The organism is Guyparkeria hydrothermalis, from assembly GCF_023555385.1.
Lineage (GTDB): Bacteria > Pseudomonadota > Gammaproteobacteria > Halothiobacillales > Halothiobacillaceae > Guyparkeria > Guyparkeria hydrothermalis_A.
Genome location: NZ_JAJSED010000001.1, coordinates 506330 through 525298, shown reverse-complemented (window position 1 = coordinate 525298; position 18969 = coordinate 506330). Strand labels below are relative to the sequence as shown.

Sequence of the window (18969 nt, the reverse complement as noted above, 5' to 3'; positions counted from 1 at the left end):
TCCTCGGCACACGGCCGTTCCGTTATTTCCCGTCGCTCTCGATGGCATCGATCGACCGTCCGATGCGGCTCGCATCGAAGCCGCCGTCATGCCAGTTCCAGTGCATCCAAATCATAACCGCTTTGCCGACCAGATTCGATTCCGGGACAAAGCCCCAGTAACGGCTGTCGTTGCTGTGATTGCGGTTGTCGCCCATCACGAAAAAGTGCCCGTCAGGAACGGACCACTCCCCCACCCCGAGGGTGCGCGACGGATCCATGAGAATTCGGTGCGGTCCGTCGTCGTCCGGCAGGCTCTCGATGCCGACGGTCAACCCGGCGTGCTTCAGATTGGCGTCCCCGGGGTAGCGGCCGGCGGTTTCGAGTGGCACCTCATTGCCATTGATCCACAAGCGCTGGTCCTCGACGCGAACGGTATCGCCGGGCAGGCCCACTACGCGTTTGATGTAGTCGACCTCAGGCTGCTGCGGGTAGCGGAAGACCACCACATCGCCGCGCTCGGGTTCGGAAATCGGCACCACCTTGGTGTTCACGACCGGTAAACGCAGCCCGTACTCGAACTTGTTGACCAGGATGAAATCGCCGACCAGGAGAGAAGGCATCATCGACCCGGAGGGGATCCGAAACGGCTCGAACAGAAACGAGCGGATGACGAGCACCACCAACAGGATCGGGAAAAACGACTTGGCGTAATCGACCAGCAGAGGCTCATCGTCGCTCACCGTCTTTTGATCGGCGCCTGACTCGCTGCCGAGCTGCCGCGCCTCTGCTGCCAAGCGGGCTTGCCGCCTGGGCCGAAACGCCAGCCGATCGATGAGCCATATGAGGCCACTCGCGAAGGTGGCGACCACTAGAAGGAGTTCGAAATCCAAGGCGTGCTCCCGTATGTGTCAGCCGAACCCGTAGGCCCGAGTCAGTTCTTGTTGTCCATCTGCAGGACCGCGAGGAACGCCTCCTGCGGCACCTCGACCTTGCCGATGCTCTTCATTCGCTTCTTGCCGGCCTTCTGCTTCTCGATCAGCTTCTTCTTGCGCGACACGTCACCGCCATAACACTTCGCAAGCACGTTCTTGCGCAACGCCTTCACGTTGGTCCGGGCGATGATCTTGCCGCCGATAGCTGCCTGGAGTGCAACCTCGAACATCTGCTGCGGTATCAGCTCCTTGAGCTTCTCGATCAGGTCCCGGCCACGCTGCTCGGCCTTGTCGCGGTGAACGATCAACGACAGCGAATCGACCGCCTCGCCGTTGATTAAGATGTCCATCTTCACCAGATTGGCCGCCTCGAACCGATCAAGCTGGTAATCGAACGAGGCGTAGCCGCGAGACACCGATTTGAGCCGATCGAAGAAATCCAGCACCACCTCGGCCAGCGGGAGGTCGAAGATCAGCGTCACCTGGTTGCCCGAGTAGAGCATGTTCTTCTGCACACCGCGCTTTTCCATGCAAAGGTTCAGCACCGGACCGACGAAATCCTGCGGGCAGAGAATGTTGGCCTCGATGATCGGCTCGCGGATCTCGTTGATCTCCGACGGGTCCGGCAGCTGCGAGGGATTGTGAATCTGGTAGGTATCGCCGCCCTTCTCCTCGACCTCGAAGATGACCGTGGGAGCGGTGGTAATCAGGTCGATGCCGTACTCGCGTTCGAGTCGCTCCTGGATGATCTCCATGTGCAGCAGACCAAGGAAGCCACAACGGAAGCCGAAGCCCAGTGCGGTCGACACCTCGGGCTCGAAGGCCAGTGCCGCGTCGTTCAGCCGCAGCTTGCGCAGCGCCTCGCGCAGGTCGTCGTAGTTGTCCGACTCGACCGGATACAGGCCGGAGAACACCCGCGGCTGCATCTCCTTGAAGCCCGGCAAGGGGGAGTCGGCGGGATGCTCGGCATCGGTAAGCGTGTCACCCACCTTGGCCGAATCAATGTCCTTGATGCCGGCGATCACGAACCCGACCTCGCCGGCGAAGAGGCCCTCTCGTGCCAGGGTCTTCGGCGTGAACACCCCGGTCTTGTCGACCGTGAACACGTCACCAGTCCCCATCGCCTTGATCTTGGCCTTGGGACGGATGGCACCGTCGATGACGCGCACCAGTGCGACCACGCCGACATAGTTGTCGAACCAGGAGTCGACGATCAGCGCCTTGAGCGGACCGTCCTCGTCACCTTCGGGGGGCGGGATCTCCTGGATGAGGCGCTCGACCACTTCGTCGACGCCCTCGCCCGTCTTCGCCGAACAGGTCACCGCGTTCTGCGCCTCGAGGCCGATGATGTCCTCGATCTCGGCCTTGACCCGGTCGGGCTCGGCGGCCGGCAGGTCGATCTTGTTGAGAACCGGGACCACCTCGAGTCCGAGGTCGATGGCCGTATAGCAATTGGCCACGGACTGGGCTTCCACCCCCTGCGAGGCATCCACCACCAGCAGCGCGCCTTCACAGGCAGCCAGAGAGCGCGAGACCTCGTAGGAGAAATCGACGTGCCCCGGCGTGTCGATGAAGTTGAGGCGATAGGTCTCGCCATCCCGGGAGCGATAGTCGAGTGACACGCTCTGGGCCTTGATCGTGATGCCGCGCTCGCGCTCGAGATCCATCGAATCGAGCACCTGAGCGCTCATTTCACGCTCTTCCAGCCCTTCGCAACGCTGGATGATGCGGTCGGCCAGGGTGGATTTCCCATGGTCGATGTGGGCAATGATCGAGAAGTTGCGAATCCGGGAGAGTCGCTCGGACGCCATAGAGGTTTAACTTTTGGTTCGTGGGGTTGGATCCCGCCAGTCCGGGGCAGGCGGCGAGAAAGGCCGCACAGTATATAGCCCAAGGGCAGCCGAAGTCAGTCCGACTGGTGGGGATTACCGGAAAATGCCGGCATGAAGAAGCGCTTCTCGCCCTCGCGCTCGACCAGGAACAACACCAGGTCGTTACCCCGCTTGCCGCGACTGTGGGCGATGCGGGCAATCAGGCGATAGGCTTGGGAGAGGTTCTCGACCGGCTGACGGTCGATCGATATGAGCCGATCCCCCGTCATCAGGCCAGCCAGTTTCGCCGGCCCCTTCGGGTCCAGCTCGCCGATGCGCACCCCGCCCCCTTCCAGCGGGCGCAAGATCATGCCCAACGGGTCGATCACGACCAGTTCCGGCTCTTCGGGCACCTTCGGGGTCGGCGCGTCCGGCTTGTCCGGCCGCGGCGCGATATCAGGCAGACCCGAGAGTACGACATCGACGTCATGCTCCTCGCTGCCGGAGCGGACGTGCAGGCTGACCAGAGATCCCGGCATCAGCGATCCGAGCACCTCGGTCAGGTCGGCGCTGTCAGCAATCGCCACCCCATTGACGCCTAGTATCACGTCACCGCGCATCAGGGCCGATTTGTCGGCTGGCGACCCCTTAATCGTGCCGACCACCTCAGCCCCGCGCGCATGCTCCATGCCGAGGCGATCCGCCAGTTCACGATCGACCGCACGGGCCTCGACGCCAAGGAAACCACGCTTTACCTGGCCGGTTTCCTTGATCTGGCGAATCACATCGACCACGTAGTTGATCGGAATCGCGAAGGAGATGCCGTTGAACGCCCCGGACTCGGTGAAAATCTGCGCATTGATCCCGATCACCTGACCGCTTGTATTGAACAGAGGCCCGCCGGAATTACCGGGGTTGATGGCCACGTCGCTCTGGATGAACGGCACATAAGGCTGCGTCGTCTCGGAGGGCAGATGCCGCCCCACGCCGCTGATGATGCCGGCCGTGACCGTCTGATCGAAACCGTACGGCGAACCGATTGCCAACGCCCATTGCCCCGGGCGAACGTCGTCCGAATCGCCCAGGGACACGGGCGGCAGCCCCTTGGCCTGCACCTTCAGCAATGCGATGTCACCGATGTTGTCCACACCGACCACCTCGGCAGCAAGCTCCCGGCCATCGGAGAGACGCACGAATACCTTGCTAGCGCTATCGATCACGTGCGCATTGGTCGCGATATAGCCGTCTTCGCTGAGGATGAACCCCGACCCGTCGTTTTCCCGTGGCAGCAGCGGGCCCGGAAGCTGATCGCTGTCTTCCCCGAAAAGCCCGCGCAACCACTCGTGGGGGTTCTCCTCCTCGGATGCCCCCGACAACGACGGCAGACTGCGGACACCCGTCACGTTCACCACGGAGGGCGAATTCACCTCCACCAGCGTCGAAAAATCCGGAAGGCCGGTGACCTGCTTGCGAGGTGGCTGATCTTCCGGATCGGCGCAACCGGACAACAGTATTGCCGTCGTCAACAACACCGCGACCCAACGGGCAAAAACCGCAGTCATGGCTCGGGAGGTGTAACGCGAAGAAGACAGGATAGGCATTAGATTAATACGGGCAGATCAGGGTAAGACTCGGCTTGCTGAGAGCCGACAAAGCTTACTGTGATCCGGCCCAAAACGACACGCATAAAGAACACGTCCGTTAGGCCGGACACCACGACTCGCGTAATCAGCAATCAGAACCGGGCGCGTCGCGCAGGGTGACTTCGTGAAGAACCGGGAAGAACTGACCCGAACGGGCCTGGCGGGCCTGTCGCCGACGAACCACCACCAGCATGACGAACATGCCGAACAGCCCACCGAGCGCGGTAAGCCATTCGGAGGAAAACAGAAGGTCCATCGTCAGGGCACTGGCCAGAAGCCCAGCCAGCGGCGCCAGATAGAGCCACAACGAAGCGGTAAGCAGTGCTCGCTGGGCCAATCCGATCACCACATGATCTCCGACCGATAGCGACTCGTCGGTCGGCAGGAAGACGCGATGGCGTGGCAGACGGAACAGACGCTGAAAGATGCTCACCCCGCAGCCGCGACCTTCTCGGCAATTGGCACAACCACGTTGGATTCCAGTCTCCAGCCAGACGCCACCGGTTTCCACGGCAACGACCCGGGCCGATTCGAGCGCCAGGTCATCGGGTGCGATATGCGACCTGTCCATCAGCGGCTGACGTCGGACGCTCCTTCGGTGGCCGGTCCGCTCAACGGGTGACGCACGGTGTTTTCGACGAGCAGTTCAACCGTGGCTGTGGGAACGTCACCGATGGCGGTGATCCGGACGTTGTCGACACTGCGGGCAGCCTTCGTCATGCCCTGATCCGTGCGACTCACCTGGCGTGCGGCATCACCGTCACGCTTTTCGACGAAAACCGACGCGGTCGCGAGCCCGTCACTTACCACGATGTGTTCGAAATACTGGCCGGTCACCGGATTGCGGCGCCATCCGCGGGACCGGACATCGAAGCCCGCCGGCAGCGGCTCGACCACCCATTGCTGCTGACGTACCGGGGGGCGCTCGACCGGCTCGCCGCCGAGTTCAATCTGATGAAACTCTTCCTCAAGACCGGCAGTCAGGTTGTCCTGGAAAGTCAGCTCCACCGAATCGATCTGCTCCAGCTCCGTGAACTGGTTGTGTTCGATCGGACTGCCTGCCTCGTCGTAGATGCTCATGCGGAGCAACAGCGGAGTCGTTTCGCCAATACAGAGCTTGTAGCCGTAGCGGAACTCGTCGCGCGGAACCACGGCCATCAGGTGACATGCCTGACCCGCAACCCGGCTGCCACCCAGATCGATCAAACGGTAATTTTCCGACAGCCGGTCGGCCGATTCGAACCGTTCACCGGACAGCCGACTGTTGATGTTCGGGTAGTCACCCAACATGACTTGCTGACGTTCGGGCCATACGCAGGCGCAACGGTCGCCGAGGCGGCGGATCTCACGAATCTCGCCATTTTCGGACACCATCAACTCGACGCGCTGACCATCCACGTAACGGTGGATTACCCGCATCAGGTCGAGCTGGTCGCCGCGCATGTGGATGAATCGCCCGCCATAGGTCCCGTGCGCCATGGCGTCGACCATCGATGCGATCGTTTGACGAAGGTCCCGTTCGTTGCCTGCTTGGCCGGACTCGCCGCTAGCCGTCGTTTCCAGCTCACTCGGCGCTTCCGGTTCAGCGGGCAACGCCTTGACCAGCGGCTCCGCAGAGACGCTGGACACACAAAATAAGGTCACCGACACGAGAGTGCCAGTGACCAGATGCTTGAGGGGCAAAATGTGAAAACGTTTTGATCGCATCGCGATTGGGTTATTCCCGTCCGAAGGTAGCAGCCCGTGCTTCCGGGCCGGTTGTGCCGAATTCCGGTGCGGCCGTACGGTAGTGCGTCACGACATAGGGATCCGCACCCCCGCTGCTACGGCCGGTCGCCCAATCGGGCAGCTCCGGCGTGCTCGCCGGCGACGATGACGCCGGCACGGCGCGACCAGCCGGGCTCTGTGTGGCCACCACGGAGGCCAGCGACGCCCCTTGCGGGACGGAATCATCGTTGAGTGAAGCCTTCACGGCCCGGTCGTTGGGCGTGGGAGCCTTCGCCTGCATCGGGGCCACACTATCACCTGCCGGATCGTTGCCGGTATAGAGCGTCAGCCCCACAGCCGTCACCGCGGCGAACAGCGAAGCGGCCATCGCGCCCTGCCAGAGGCGGCGCTGCAGAGCGCCGCGGTCCGGGAACAGAACGACGTTATCGCCGGCTGACTGTTCGTCACTCGGCAACTCGTCCAGTCGCGCGTTGATCGCGCCCAACAGGTCTTTCGTCTGGAACGACTCGCCCCGAATACGACTTCCGATGAGGTCGTAATTCTGGGTCCGGGAGTCAACCTGTTCGACGCCGTCGAGCATCGACTCGAGCGCCTTGTCATTGCCGTGCGACTCGTCGTCCCACCAGGCGGAAATTGCCGCGCGGAGGGCATCCGGATCGTTTGCGTGCCGTTGTTTCATCATAGTGTCACCTGCGTTAGCCACCCTTGAGTGGCTGTATCGACTGCTCGATCGCCTCGCGGGCACGAAAGATCCGTGACCTCACCGTGCCGATCGGGCAGTCCATTACCGATGCGATCTCGTCGTAGCTCAACCCTTCCATCTCGCGCAACGTCAAAGCGGTACGCAGGTCCTCGGGCAACTCCGAGATCGCCTGATCGATGGCCCCTCTCAGCTCTTCCGTCGCTGCCAGCGCGTCAGGCGTACTGCCATCGCGAAGAGCTTCAGGCTCGATCATTGGTTCGTCAGACTCGTCCGATCCACCAGAGTTCAACGAAACCATGTAGCCGCCACGAGCGTCGGACGCAAGCTGGTTCTTAGCGGTGTTGACGGCGATCCGGTAAATCCAGGTATAGAACGCGCTGTCCCCGCGGAATCGCTCCAGTGCCCGGAAGGCCTTGATGAACGTCTCCTGTGCCAGGTCGAACACCTGTTCGGGGTCGCGGATGTAGCGGGCAATCAATCTCTGCACCCGATGCTGGTACTTCAGCACCAGAAGGTCGAAAGCACGCCGATCGCCCTTCTGGGCACGGGCCACCAGGGCCTTGTCTGTCTCCTCGGCGCTCATTCGGGTATCGGATCCTGCCTGTGTTTCTGCGATGACATTGATGAAAATGCTGGATAACGTGGGCCAACCTCGGACCGAACCGTAGGATGAAGGCCGAACAACGCACCCGAGCACGTATACTTAAGGGGCGATAGTGTACCGGAAACCGGCCATACTAGACACGGTGCCGTCGTCAAAAAACCGACGGCCCACCAGCGTTGAGGAAATCTGCCGTCCATGAGCGAACCGATCCGATCCCCGACCATGCATCAGAGTGATGTTCTGATCATTGGTTCCGGTGCCGCCGGACTGGCAATGGCGTTGCGCCTTCCTGAGCACCTCCAGATCCTGGTCATCAGCAAGGGAAAGCTGGTGGGCGGCAGCACCCCCTGGGCCCAGGGAGGCATCGCCGCAGCCCTCAACGGCCCGCAGGACCTCGAGCAACACGTCCAGGACACGATCAATGCCGGCGCCCAGCTGCCGGATCGCGACATGGTCGAACGCGTGGTCCGTGCCGGCCCGGAGCAGATCGAGTGGCTGGAATCACTCGGCATGCCCTTCAGTCACGATCACGACCATGACCATCCCGAGCGCCTGCACCTGACCCGTGAGGGCGGTCACAGCCAGCGACGGGTCGCCCACGCGGCGGACCACACCGGTCGCTCGCTGATGGAAACCCTTGTCGAGACGGTGCGCAAGCGGAAGAACGTCACGGTCCTCGAGCACCATAATGCGATCGACCTGATTACCGCCCGTCGCCTTGGCGAAACGCGCGACGCCTGTCTCGGTGCCTACGTGCTCGACATCAAGAATGATCGCGTCGTCACTGTACGCGCACGGCACACGGCGCTCGCGACCGGAGGAGCTGCCAAGGCCTATCTCTTCACCACCAACCCGGACGGGGCAACCGGCGACGGCATCGCGATGGGCTGGCGCGCCGGCTGCCGGGTGGCGAACATGGAATTCATCCAGTTCCACCCCACCTGCCTGTACGAGCCGCGCGCCAAGTCGTTCCTGATCAGCGAGGCCGTCCGTGGCGAAGGCGGCGTGCTGCTCCGCCCCGACGGGACGCGCTTCATGCCAGACCACCACCCGGATGCCGAACTGGCTCCGCGGGACATCGTCGCCCGCGCCATCGACGCCGAGATCAAGCGTCTCGGTATCGACTGCGTCTACCTCGACATCAGCTTCAAGGGGCGCGACTTCATCGAGAAGCACTTTCCGATGATTCATGAACGCTGCCTGGAATTCGGCTACGACATGACCCGCGAACCGCTGCCCGTGGTTCCGGCCGCGCACTATACCTGCGGCGGCATCATGGTGGATGAGCACGGCGGCACCGATATCCCGAACCTGTATGCGATTGGCGAGGCCTCACATACCGGCCTCCATGGCGCCAATCGCCTGGCCAGCAACTCGCTGCTCGAATGTCTGGTATTCGCACAGGCCGCGGCCGAACACCTCGCGAACATCCCGAACGCAAGCGAGCATAAACACCCGCCGATCCCGCCCTGGGACGAAAGTCAGGTCACCGACCCCGATGAGGCGGTCGTGGTTACCCATAACTGGGACGAACTGCGTCGCAGCATGTGGAGTTATGTCGGCATCGTCCGCACGACGAAGCGTCTTTATCGCGCTCGGGACCGAGTCCAGCTGCTGCGGCGGGAGATCCACGACTACTACGCGCACTTCCGGGTCACCAACGACCTGATCGAGCTTCGCAACCTAGTCGAGATCGCCGACCTGATCGTCCGCTCCGCCCTGACACGGCACGAAAGTCGCGGCCTGCACTTCTCCAAGGACTTCCCGGCAACCAACCCCCGGGCGGATCACTTCGATACCGTGCTGGTGCCACCCCCGGCGCGCCCCTACCCGAGCGTGAAAGATCGCTCGCGCCCAAACTCGCTACAGAGCTAGGCGGCCACAAAAAAAGCCGGGCAAATGCCCGGCTTTTTTTCACCTGAAAGCAAGGGGCGCCGGCGACCCGGCAACCCCTTTTAGGTCATGCTTATTGACCGTACTCGATCACAGCGCGACGGTTCTGCGACCAGGCACGCTCGCCGGTGCCTTCGACAGCCGGACGCTCTTCGCCGTAACTGACAGTCTCTACCTGGCTGGACGAAACACCGTAGGAGAGCAGAATGTCACGAACGGCGTTGGCGCGCTTCTCGCCCAGGGCGACGTTGTACTCGCGGCTGCCCCGCTCGTCGGTGTGCCCCTCGATGACTACCTCGCGGTTGCCATTCGCCTTGAGGAAGTCGGCATTCGCTTCCAGCATGCTCTGGTACCGAGCGGCGACCGAATACTCGTCGAAGCCGAAGTACACGATGCGCTGACGCTCGGCCGGCTGGCCTTCGTACATCCGCGATTCGCTCATACCGGCGCCATTGGCCATGCCGGCACTCTGTGCACCGTTGGCACCGGCAGCACCGCCTTCGGCACCCTTCTCCGGAGTGGAGCTACAAGCGGACAGAACAACAGCCAGGGCGCCCACAGAGGCAAGATAGGACCAACGCATAATTCGATCTCCTTGTTTATCGATACTGCAATACGAAAACTGCAAAAAACTTTAGCACATCCCCGACACCATGTTTGATCGGGTTGCGCGAATGTGACCGGACGATTGCGGGCCGGTTCCGGTTAAGTTGACCGGATCTTGCGCTCAAACGACAAGGGGCGTTGTTTCGACGCAACAATGGCGACCTCATCTTGACAGCCCTGGGGCGATACCCGAAGATGCGCGGGCACTGGAGGGTTGGCAGAGCGGTTGAATGCACCGGTCTTGAAAACCGGCAAGGGTTAATAGCCCTTCCAGGGTTCGAATCCCTGACCCTCCGCCACGAATTGCACGAAATCAGGCACCTTCGGGTGTCTTTTTTTTATGGCACCCGCACCCTATATGCCGGATTCATGATCACAGCCGGGGTGGGAGTGAGACGGACACGGAAACTGCCCCATAGGAAGGTCAGCATGCAGGCACTCGACATCATCCGAACCGGCATTGCCGAGAACACCGACATCGATCCGGCAACGGTCACGCCCGAAAGCCGGCTCGACGAGCTCGGTATCGACTCGTTCACCCTGCTGGAGCTGATCTTCTCGCTCGAGGAACAGATGAACATCGAACTGGGCAGCGACATCGGTACCCCCGAAACAGTCCAGGGACTGATCGACATCCTCTCGGAGCACCTGCCCGCCGATGAGTGAACGCCGCACCAGAGAGCGGGTCGTCGTCACCGGACTTTCCCTCCTCGACCCGCTCGGCGGTAACACCGATACCGTCATGGATCGGCTGCTAACCGGTGAATCGAGCGTCCGACTCCTCGACTACGGGGACGAAACCATCGGCGGGCGCACCCCGGCGGTCTTCTTCGAACCGATCGATTTCGAGGCACGTCTGGGCAAAGCGACCTGCCGTAGCACCGACCCCTTCGCCCGCCTCGCGCTGCTCGCCGCCGACGAGGCGTGGGAAAACGCCGGCCTGAGCAAGCCGACCGAGGTAAACCCGCGTGCGGGTGTGAACTGGGGTACGGCGCTCGGTGGCATCAACACTTTCGAGAACGGCTATCGCTCTTTCTGGAAGGAGGGACGAAAGCGCCTGTCGCCGATGTCCGTGGTAATGGGCATGAACAACGCGGCCTCGGCACAGATCGGCATCCGCTTTGGCCTTGGCGGTCAGGCCGTGACGCACAGTGTCGCCTGTGCCTCGGGCGCTATCGCGATCGGTGATGCCTACGAGCGCATTCGCGACGGACACATGGATCTGATGCTGGCAGGAGGCTCGGACCTGCCACTCGCCCTGGGCGTGCTGCGCGCCTGGGATGCCATGCACATGCTCGCCCCCGGCGACGAGACCACCGCGCACCGGGCGTGTCGACCTTTCCACCCCGAGCGCCGGGGGTTGGTACTCGCCGAGGGCGCGGCCTGCCTGGTGCTGGAATCCCTGAGTCACGCCCAGGCGCGGGGCGCCACGATTCTCGCCGAGGTCGGTGGCTTCGGTGCATCCAACGACGCCAATCACGTGGTGAGGCCGCAGAAGGACGGTCAGGTCCGCGCCATTCAACGCGCCCTGGCCGATGCTGAGCTCCCACTCGAATCCATCGGCTACGTCAACGCCCACGGTACGGCCACTACCGAGGGGGACGCGGTGGAAGTAAGTGCACTACGTGAGGTCTTCGGCGATGAACTGGCCGCCCGATTGCCTGTCAGTGCTACGAAGGCAGCGCACGGCCATGCCATGGGAGCCACGGGCGCCATCGAGGCCGCCATCACGATCATGGCGCTGCAACGAGAAAGACTGCCGCCGACGGCCCACCTCGATCAGGTCGACCCGGCCTGCGAAGGCGTCGACCACATTCGCGAACGGGCCCGCGACGTTACCGGTATAGTAGCCGCACTATCGAACTCCTTCGCGTTCGGCGGCAGCAACGCCGTACTGGCATTTGCCCGACGAAATGACCTCTGACAAGCGGCTCGCGTTTTCACCATTCCATCATCACGATTCCACGCAATGACCGACAACATCGAGACACAAACCGACGCCCTGATCCCGGAAGTAGCCGCTCATCTGGTCGACGCCCTCAACCTCGACGAGACGCCTCACGAGATTGATCCCGATGCGCCGCTGTTTGGCGACGGACTCGGGCTGGATTCGATCGACGTGCTCGAAATCGCACTGGTCGTCTCCAAGCGCTACGGCCTGAACCTGCGTTCCGACGACGAGCGCAACGAGCAGATCTTCGCCTCCCTGCGCAATCTATGCCGCTTCATCGCCGAGAACCGAACCAAGTAGTCCTCATGCCGAGCTGGCCAACGGTCAGGCGCTGGCTCATCGGGGCGCTGCTGGTAGCCAACCTGGGCCTCGCGCACTGGCTTGGTGACCAGTCGCCGATCGGCCCGGGCATGGCGATACTCGCGCTCGCGCCATTGGTTGGCGTGATCGTTCTCGCGATGCAACCGCGACTCGCCTGGCCCACCACCCTGCTCCTGGCTGTCCTGCTCGGCCTGAGCTCGCTCGGCCTCGCCGATGTCCTCGACACGCACATTGCCTTCTACTATCTGGTGCAGCATCTCGGGGTAAATCTTGCGCTCGCCGTGTTCTTCCTCGGCAGCTTACGCGGCGATCAGCAGCCGGCCTGCGCCCGTTTCGCCGCCCAGGTGCACGATCACTTAACCGCACCCCTGCGTCGCTATACCCGCCAGATCACCTGGGCTTGGGGACTGTTCTTCATCGCGAACGCCATTCTCTCGATCGCCCTGATGGCAGCATTAGGTCCCTCGCTCTGGTCCGCCTACGCGGTCTACGCGACCTTCCCGCTGGTGGCCGCCATGTTTGCCGGCGAGTACATGGTGCGTCTGTGGGTATTGCCGCGGGAGGACTGGACCGGACCGATCGCTGCCGTGCGCGCCTATCGGCGCCACATGCTTCAGATGGCGGGAGAGCGAAAATGACACATTCGAATCGCGTTCCCGATCAGCTCCCGGTGCTGGCCGACGACCGGCTTGATCGCACCATTCTCCATTCGACGGAACACGACTGGACCGCGGCCGACCTCCTCGTCGCTGCGGGGGTATTGGTCGACCGATTACGGGATCTGCCTGAGCGCCCCCGCTATCTGATCAACCTGGCCGCCCGCCGTGACGACTTCCTCGTCGGTCTGCTCGCCGGCATGATCGGCAATCACATCAATCTGATGCCGGCGAGTCAGACGCCGGGCGCCATCAACGACCTGCTCGAGAGCCATCCGGACACCGTCCTGCTGCGTGGGGCCGGGGATGTGATCGATTCCCGCATCGCCGCGCATCTGCCGCACGTCCCCATTCCCCGGCTGCAGGGCACGTCGGGATTCGACGGCCCAGACGTCATGCCACACATCGCGGCCGATACCGTAGTCGCCCGGGTGTTCACCTCCGGCAGTACCGGCAGGCCCTGCGGCCACGACAAGACGTGGGGACGATTGATCGCAAATGCGCATGCCGCCAGAGAAGCGCTCGACCAGCTCTCCTCGCCTGCCGGCGAGCCGCTGCATGTGCTGGGAACGGTCCCGTCGCAACACATGTACGGCTTCGAGTCGCTGATTCTCGCCGCCGTATGCGGCGGGGCGATCCTCTCGATCGACCAGCCATTCTTCCCCACCGACATCGCCGATGCCCTGTCGCGGCTGCCTGCCCCGCGGATGCTGGTGACCACGCCCTATCACCTGCATCACCTGCTGGCCTCCGGAATCGAGCTGCCGGCCTGCGAGCGGGTGCTCTGCGCGACCGCACCGCTCGAGCCGGCACTGGCACGCCGGGCGGAGCAGGCATTCGGCGGCGCTCTGCACGAGATCTACGGCTGCACCGAGACTGGCCAGATCGCGGTCCGCCGACCCACCCGCGATGCTGCCTGGTCGCTGATGCCGGGGATCGAGTTCCGCCACGAGGGGGACAGCACGATAGCGCAATCGGGTCATATCGAAACCCCGATCCGTCTCGGCGACCGGATCGAGCCTCTACAGGGGCGGCGGTTTCACCTGCTCGGGCGCGAGAGTAATCAGGTGAATATCGCCGGCAAGCGCAGCTCGATCGAATTCCTCAATGCCAAGTTGCAGGACATCGATGGCGTCGTCGAAGGACTGTTTTTCGATCCGGCCATGGACAAGGCACATGCGAACACCCGGCTCGCGGCGATCGTCTGTGCACCGGACCTGACCGCCGACGAGGTGCGTGAAGCGCTGCGCGCCGAGGTCGACCCGGTGTTCCTGCCCCGACCGCTGCTGCTGGTGGACCGCCTGCCGGTCAACGCCACCGGCAAGGTCACTCGCGAAAACCTCCATCGGCTGCTCGATGCCGCGCCCGACACGCGACAGGAAGAGGCATCCTGATGGCCGCGCCCTCGAATCCCGTGCAACTGGCGCAATGGACGCCCCACGCGGACGAACCGGTATTCGCCGGCCATTTCCCCGGCAACCCGCTACTTCCTGGCGCACTTCTGATCGACTGGGCGATCGCGGCCCTCGCCCGTCACACGGAATCGACGCCTGAACACGGTGCGATCCGCCAGGCGAAGTTTGTTTCCCCGGCCAGGCCAGGCGCCCCCCTGACCGTGGACTACGCCGTGACACCCCGCGGCCGAGGAAAGCTTCGGGTCATGGCCCGGCAGCCGGACAAGGAGCCGACACTGGTGCTCGAACTGCTGGTGGAAACCGGCTGTTGCGACGAGCCGGCGGGGGAATCGTGAGCGATTCGATGAGCAAGAACGTACCTCGCTGGCAGTCCGGAAAGGAACGCGGCCATCAGGGGCTGATGCGGCTGATGGTGTTCCTGTCGCTTCGCCTGGGCCGGCGCATCACGCGCCACCTTCTCGTGCCCATCAGCCTGTATTTCCTGCTGTTCGTGCCCGAGGCGCGCCGTGCCAGCCGTTCGTTTCTCGGCCACGTTCACGGCCGCCCGGCGCGTATCACCGAGGTGTTCGACCACATCCACCACTTCGCCAGCACCATCCACGACCGGGTCTATTTCCTCAACGGGCGCTTCGAGGCCTTCGATATCCGCGTGGTGGGCCGCGAGTGTTTCGACCCACCCGAGCCGGCGATTCTCGTGGGGGCACATTTCGGCAGTTTCGATGCACTGCGGGCCTCGGCCTGGTCCGAACGCGACCTGCCCATCACCATGATGATGTACCCGGAAAATGCGCGGAAAATCCAGCGCGTGCTCAACGCCATCAACCCCGAGCGGGCAGGTGACATTATCGAACTCGGCCAGATCGACTCCATGATCGAGGCGGACCATCGCCTGCGACAGGGCCATTTGGTCGGCATGCTGGCCGACCGGAGCCTCGCCACCGATCCGATGGCGGAACGCCTGTTCCTTGGCGCGCCGGCATCGTTTGCCGAGGGGCCGTTCCGCATGGCGGCCCTGTTGCGACAGCGGGTACTCGTCATGGCCGGCATCTACCTCGGTGACAACCGTTACGAGGTCCGTTTCGAACCGATCGCGGATTTCCGTGACATCACCCGAGGCGAGCGACGGCGGGCCATCGACGCCGCCATGGACCGCTATGTGGCCCGTCTCGAATCGCTGGTCCGCGAGCATCCGACAAACTGGTTCAACTTCTTCGATTTCTGGGCCTCGGACGAATCCCACAGTCCCACGTCGACACGAGGAACCGACTGATGCGACGTCGTTCGTTGGGATACCTGGGTGGATTCTGGCTCGCCCTGCTCTCGACGCTGCCGTTCGCCAGCCTCGCGGCGGACAACGCCTCGCTCGAGAAGCTGGCCCAGGCGCTATCCAAGCGTGGTGCCTCGAGCGCCGAATACCAGCAGACCCGCTACCTCGACATGCTCGACAAGCCGCTCGAGTCTCGCGGCATCCTGCGCTATCGGCCGCCCGACTATCTGGTTCAGCAACAAACCGAGCCCAGCGCCCAGACGCTGACCCTCGACGGTGACCAGCTGATCCTCAAAGCCGAAGGTCGCGAGCGTCGGCTCTCCCTGTCGGAAAACCCCGAGGGGGCCGCCATCGCATCCAGCCTGCGCGGCATCCTCAACGGCCGAATCGACGCTTTGCAGCATGACTACGACGTCGCTTTCCGGGATTTCGACGACGGGCAATGGGGCCTGAAGCTTGACCCGCGCACGGAGGCGCTGGCCAAGCGGATCGCTGGAATCGTGGTACGGGGCCGGCTCGAGGATGGAGTGGCGACGGTCGAACGTCTCACCATCGAGCACACCAATGGCAACGTGAACGTCATGCAGATCACGCATCGCGACGACGCGCCATGACACGGCGATTCGCCCGAGCGCCCTTTCTGTTGACCGTCTGGCTGGTCGTGATCGTCGCCGCAATCGGCATCACGACCCAGACGCGCTTTACCGCCGACATGTCGGCATTCCTGCCGGCCTCCCCGACCGACGCCCAGCGCCTGCTCGTCGAACAACTCCAGCAAGGCGGCATCTCCCGAACCTTCCTGATCGGCATCGAAGGCGGTACGTCCGAGAACCGCGCCGAGGCCAGCAATCTCCTCAAGGACCGTCTGCGCGACGACCCCGCCTTCGCAACCGTGCAGAACGGCAGCCGGGCGGATCTGGACCGGGCACGGGAGCATCTGTTCGCACACCGCTACCTGCTCAGCCCAGCCGTTGATGCCGACCGTTTCAGCGTCGACGGGCTGAATGCGGCGATCGGCCACTCGATCGAACAGCTCAATTCCCCGCTGGGCGACATGATGGCTGAGCTGTTCCCGCGCGATCCCACCGGGGAGATGCTGGCGCTGCTGGATGATCGGGACGGCGATGGACCGGCCCGCTGTTGCGGCGTCTGGTCATCCGAGTCAGGCGAAAGGACACTGTTGATCGCGCAGGTCGCTGCCAGTGGGTCCGACACCGACGCACTGGCACAGGCCCACTCGCGCATAGAAGACACCTTCCGAAGCGTAAGAGCGTCCGTTGCGTCGGATATGAGCCTGACCATCGCCGGCTCGCCCGCCTTCGCCATCGCCGCTCGCGACACGATCAAGACGGAAGTCACGTGGTTCTCCGCTGCCAGTCTTCTCCTGGTCACCGTGGTGCTGCTGGCGGCGTATCGCTCGATCCGCGTGTTGCTGGCGGGGCTCCTGCCGGTCGCAAGCGGTGTGGTGGTCGGCATCGCCGCGGTGTCCCTCGGATTCGACCAGGTCCACGGCATCACCATCGGCTTCGGCACCGCGCTGATGGGCGAGGCGATCGACTACAGCATCTATTTCTTTGTTCAGTCGCGCCAGGCGGACGACTCGCAAGCCGGTCAGCGCCACTGGGTGCGTCACTACTGGCCCACGATTCGTCTTGGTCTGATCACCTCGCTGATCGGCTTTGCGGCCCTGCTCTTCTCCGGCTTTCCGGGCCTGATGCAGATCGGCGTCTACGCGATGACCGGGCTGATCACCGCCGCCCTGGTCACGCGCTACATCCTGCCCATATTCGGCTCACGACTGCCGCGAGCGGATATTGCCGGCTTGGGTTACCGACTGGCCTCGCCGTTGCAAGCCCTGCGTCGATTCCGCCTGCCCGCCCTTGTCGCCGGTGGTATCGCGCTGGTGATCGTGGTGCTTGGATCGAACGAACTCTGGCGGGGCACGCTCTCGGGCCTGGTACCGATCGACCCGGCACTCGAGGCCGCCGATGCGCGCCTGCGCGACGATCTCGGCTCAGCAAGCCCGCGCTATCTTGTCGTGGTGACCGGTCGGGACCGGGAAGCGGCGCTGCAGCAGGCCGAACGCGTCACGCCCATCCTCGATCGACTGGTGGCATCGGGCGCCCTGGCGGGTTACCGCTCACCGACCGACGTGCTTCCTTCCAAGGCAACGCAGACCGCGCGGCAGTCCGCCCTCCCGGCGCCTGAGGATTTGCGGCAGCGCCTCGAGTCCGCGCTTGCGGATCTGCCCGTTTCGGCAGACCGGCTCGACGGCTTTGTCGAGGACGTGGCGCGCCAGCGCAACTCGTCCACGATGGACCTCGCCTCCCTCAAGGGCACGCCGTTGTGGCTGGCCGTGGCCGGTCAATTGCCATCGGACGGGCAGCAGCGTCAGTTGGCAATGATGACGCTGCAGGAAGGTTCGGACGGCAGGCTGGACATCGCGGCCATTCGCCAGGCGATCGCCCCGGTGGCCTCGGCGACGCTGGTCGACATGCTCGGCGAGTCCAACCGGCTCTACGCGCACTACCTCGATACGACCCTCGCCGTGGCGCTGCTGGGCGCCGTGGCCATCGTTCTGCTGCTTTTCGCCGTCCAGCGCGCGCCTCGCCGTACGCTTCGCACCCTGCTGCCCATTGCCCTGGCCGTACTGTTGGTGCTGGCCGGCCACCGCCTCGCCGGCGGCGGGCTGACCTTGCTGCACCTGATCGGCCTGTTGCTGACGGTGGCCGTCGGATCCAATTACGCGCTTTTCTTCCAGCCACGCGAGCAGCGTGATGTCATGGGGGCACGGACACTGGCGTCCCTCACGCTGGCCAACGCGACTACGGTGAGCGCCTTCGGCGTACTCTCGCTGTCGTCCGTGCCGGTACTGCAGGCGATCGGTGCCGTGGTCGCGCCGGGGGCGCTGGCCGCCTTCCTGCTCGCCGCCGTCTTCGCCCGCGAACCCGACGGCAACCGGAACCAAGTCACGGAGCCCCACGCATGAGCCTTGCCCTCGACCAGCTCACGGCCGACGCCATCTGCGCACTCCTGCCGCACGCCGGCGGGGTCTGTCAGATCGAGGCCGTGAGTGTGTGCGACGAGAACCGGATCGTCTGTACCACCGAGGCGCACCGGCGGCCCGACAACCCCCTGCGACGCGATGAGCGCCTGTCGGTACACGCGGGCATCGAGATCGCGGGACAGGCCATGGCGCTGCACATGGCCCTGCTGGCCGCCGAATCCGCCGAGAAACACCAGCCGCGCCAAGGCATGATCACCCGTCTCAACGGCGTGTCGTGGACGGTCGATCGGCTGGATACGATAGAAGGACCGCTCACGGTCACGGCAGAATGCCAGACGATGGCGGGGCAGGTGGCCCGTTACGGATTCGCTCTCATGCGGGCCGAGACCTGTCTGCTGAAGGGAACCGCCTCGGTCTTTCTCGCCGATCAGGATTGACGCCCGAGGATAGC

General features: G+C 63.7%; 19 protein-coding genes and 1 tRNA gene. 12 read left to right on the top strand and 8 right to left on the bottom strand.

The features are described 5' to 3' along the window. Window positions 1–22: 22 nt before the first annotated feature. The 7 genes from lepB to rpoE all read right to left on the bottom strand — a co-directional run bounded on the left by lepB (window position 23) and on the right by rpoE (window position 7381). Window positions 23–871 carry a signal peptidase I gene (gene lepB, locus LV476_RS02525; protein WP_250072940.1) on the bottom strand — a complete coding sequence of 283 codons (849 nt, stop codon included), beginning with the start codon at window positions 869–871 and terminating at the stop codon, window positions 23–25. Between the two features lie 41 nt (window positions 872–912). Beyond that, window positions 913–2724 carry a translation elongation factor 4 gene (gene lepA / locus LV476_RS02520; RefSeq protein ID WP_250072939.1) on the bottom strand — a complete coding sequence of 604 codons (1812 nt, stop codon included), beginning with the start codon at window positions 2722–2724 and terminating at the stop codon, window positions 913–915. A gap of 95 nt (window positions 2725–2819) precedes the next feature. Beyond that, window positions 2820–4286 (bottom strand): trypsin-like peptidase domain-containing protein, encoded by a 1467-nt coding sequence (locus LV476_RS02515; protein WP_250072937.1) that lies wholly within the window; start codon window positions 4284–4286, stop codon window positions 2820–2822. Window positions 4287–4452: 166 nt separating this feature from the next. Beyond that, window positions 4453–4938 carry a SoxR reducing system RseC family protein gene (locus LV476_RS02510; RefSeq protein WP_250072934.1) on the bottom strand — a complete coding sequence of 162 codons (486 nt, stop codon included), beginning with the start codon at window positions 4936–4938 and terminating at the stop codon, window positions 4453–4455. Next, entirely contained in the window at window positions 4938–6074 is a 1137-nt protein-coding gene (locus LV476_RS02505; RefSeq protein WP_284047396.1) for a MucB/RseB C-terminal domain-containing protein, read from the bottom strand. The genes LV476_RS02510 and LV476_RS02505 overlap by 1 nt, the downstream gene beginning before the upstream one ends. Window positions 6075–6084: 10 nt before the next feature. Next, window positions 6085–6774 (bottom strand): hypothetical protein, encoded by a 690-nt coding sequence (locus LV476_RS02500; RefSeq protein WP_250072930.1) that lies wholly within the window; start codon window positions 6772–6774, stop codon window positions 6085–6087. Between the two features lie 16 nt (window positions 6775–6790). Further along, a complete protein-coding gene (rpoE, locus tag LV476_RS02495; protein ID WP_250072928.1) occupies window positions 6791–7381 on the bottom strand; it encodes an RNA polymerase sigma factor RpoE in 591 nt (196 codons plus the stop codon). Between the two features lie 216 nt (window positions 7382–7597). On the opposite strand from rpoE, the gene nadB reads away from it, so the two are divergent. Beyond that, the gene (gene nadB, locus LV476_RS02490) at window positions 7598–9277 is read left to right on the top strand and encodes an L-aspartate oxidase (RefSeq protein WP_250072926.1); all 1680 of its coding nucleotides are present in this window, start codon (window positions 7598–7600) and stop codon (window positions 9275–9277) included. A gap of 91 nt (window positions 9278–9368) precedes the next feature. Here nadB and pal read toward each other — a convergent pair whose 3' ends face one another. Then, window positions 9369–9878, bottom strand: coding sequence for a peptidoglycan-associated lipoprotein Pal (gene pal / locus LV476_RS02485; RefSeq protein WP_250072924.1), 510 nt, complete (start codon window positions 9876–9878; stop codon window positions 9369–9371). 231 nt (window positions 9879–10109) lie between these two features. On the opposite strand from pal, the gene LV476_RS02480 reads away from it, so the two are divergent. The 11 genes from LV476_RS02480 (at window position 10110) to LV476_RS02430 (ending at window position 18955) form a co-directional block, all read left to right on the top strand. Next, a tRNA-Ser gene (locus LV476_RS02480) sits at window positions 10110–10200 on the top strand. A 130-nt stretch (window positions 10201–10330) separates the two neighbouring features. Continuing rightward, on the top strand, window positions 10331–10567 hold the full coding sequence (locus tag LV476_RS02475) for an acyl carrier protein (RefSeq protein ID WP_250072922.1): 237 nt from the start codon (window positions 10331–10333) through the stop codon (window positions 10565–10567). Continuing rightward, window positions 10560–11825 carry a beta-ketoacyl-[acyl-carrier-protein] synthase family protein gene (locus LV476_RS02470; RefSeq protein WP_250072920.1) on the top strand — a complete coding sequence of 422 codons (1266 nt, stop codon included), beginning with the start codon at window positions 10560–10562 and terminating at the stop codon, window positions 11823–11825. Before LV476_RS02475 ends, LV476_RS02470 begins: the two co-directional genes overlap by 8 nt. Window positions 11826–11870: 45 nt before the next feature. Further along, window positions 11871–12152 (top strand): phosphopantetheine-binding protein, encoded by a 282-nt coding sequence (locus tag LV476_RS02465; protein ID WP_284047395.1) that lies wholly within the window; start codon window positions 11871–11873, stop codon window positions 12150–12152. 5 nt (window positions 12153–12157) lie between these two features. Then, window positions 12158–12811, top strand: coding sequence for a hypothetical protein (locus LV476_RS02460; RefSeq protein WP_250072918.1), 654 nt, complete (start codon window positions 12158–12160; stop codon window positions 12809–12811). Further along, the gene (locus LV476_RS02455; RefSeq protein ID WP_250072916.1) at window positions 12808–14223 is read left to right on the top strand and encodes an AMP-binding protein; all 1416 of its coding nucleotides are present in this window, start codon (window positions 12808–12810) and stop codon (window positions 14221–14223) included. The genes LV476_RS02460 and LV476_RS02455 overlap by 4 nt, the downstream gene beginning before the upstream one ends. Then, window positions 14223–14579: a 3-hydroxyacyl-ACP dehydratase FabZ family protein gene (locus LV476_RS02450; protein WP_250072911.1), complete on the top strand. Its 357-nt coding sequence runs from the start codon at window positions 14223–14225 to the stop codon at window positions 14577–14579. The genes LV476_RS02455 and LV476_RS02450 overlap by 1 nt, the downstream gene beginning before the upstream one ends. 8 nt (window positions 14580–14587) lie before the next feature. Continuing rightward, entirely contained in the window at window positions 14588–15514 is a 927-nt protein-coding gene (locus tag LV476_RS02445) for an acyl-CoA synthetase (RefSeq protein ID WP_250072910.1), read from the top strand. Beyond that, window positions 15514–16125: an outer membrane lipoprotein carrier protein LolA gene (locus tag LV476_RS02440; protein ID WP_250072909.1), complete on the top strand. Its 612-nt coding sequence runs from the start codon at window positions 15514–15516 to the stop codon at window positions 16123–16125. The genes LV476_RS02445 and LV476_RS02440 overlap by 1 nt, the downstream gene beginning before the upstream one ends. Continuing rightward, window positions 16122–18500, top strand: a complete 2379-nt coding sequence (locus tag LV476_RS02435) for an MMPL family transporter (RefSeq protein ID WP_250072908.1) — start codon at window positions 16122–16124, stop codon at window positions 18498–18500. Before LV476_RS02440 ends, LV476_RS02435 begins: the two co-directional genes overlap by 4 nt. Beyond that, window positions 18497–18955, top strand: a complete 459-nt coding sequence (locus tag LV476_RS02430; protein ID WP_250072907.1) for a 3-hydroxylacyl-ACP dehydratase — start codon at window positions 18497–18499, stop codon at window positions 18953–18955. Before LV476_RS02435 ends, LV476_RS02430 begins: the two co-directional genes overlap by 4 nt. Window positions 18956–18969: the final 14 nt, after the last annotated feature.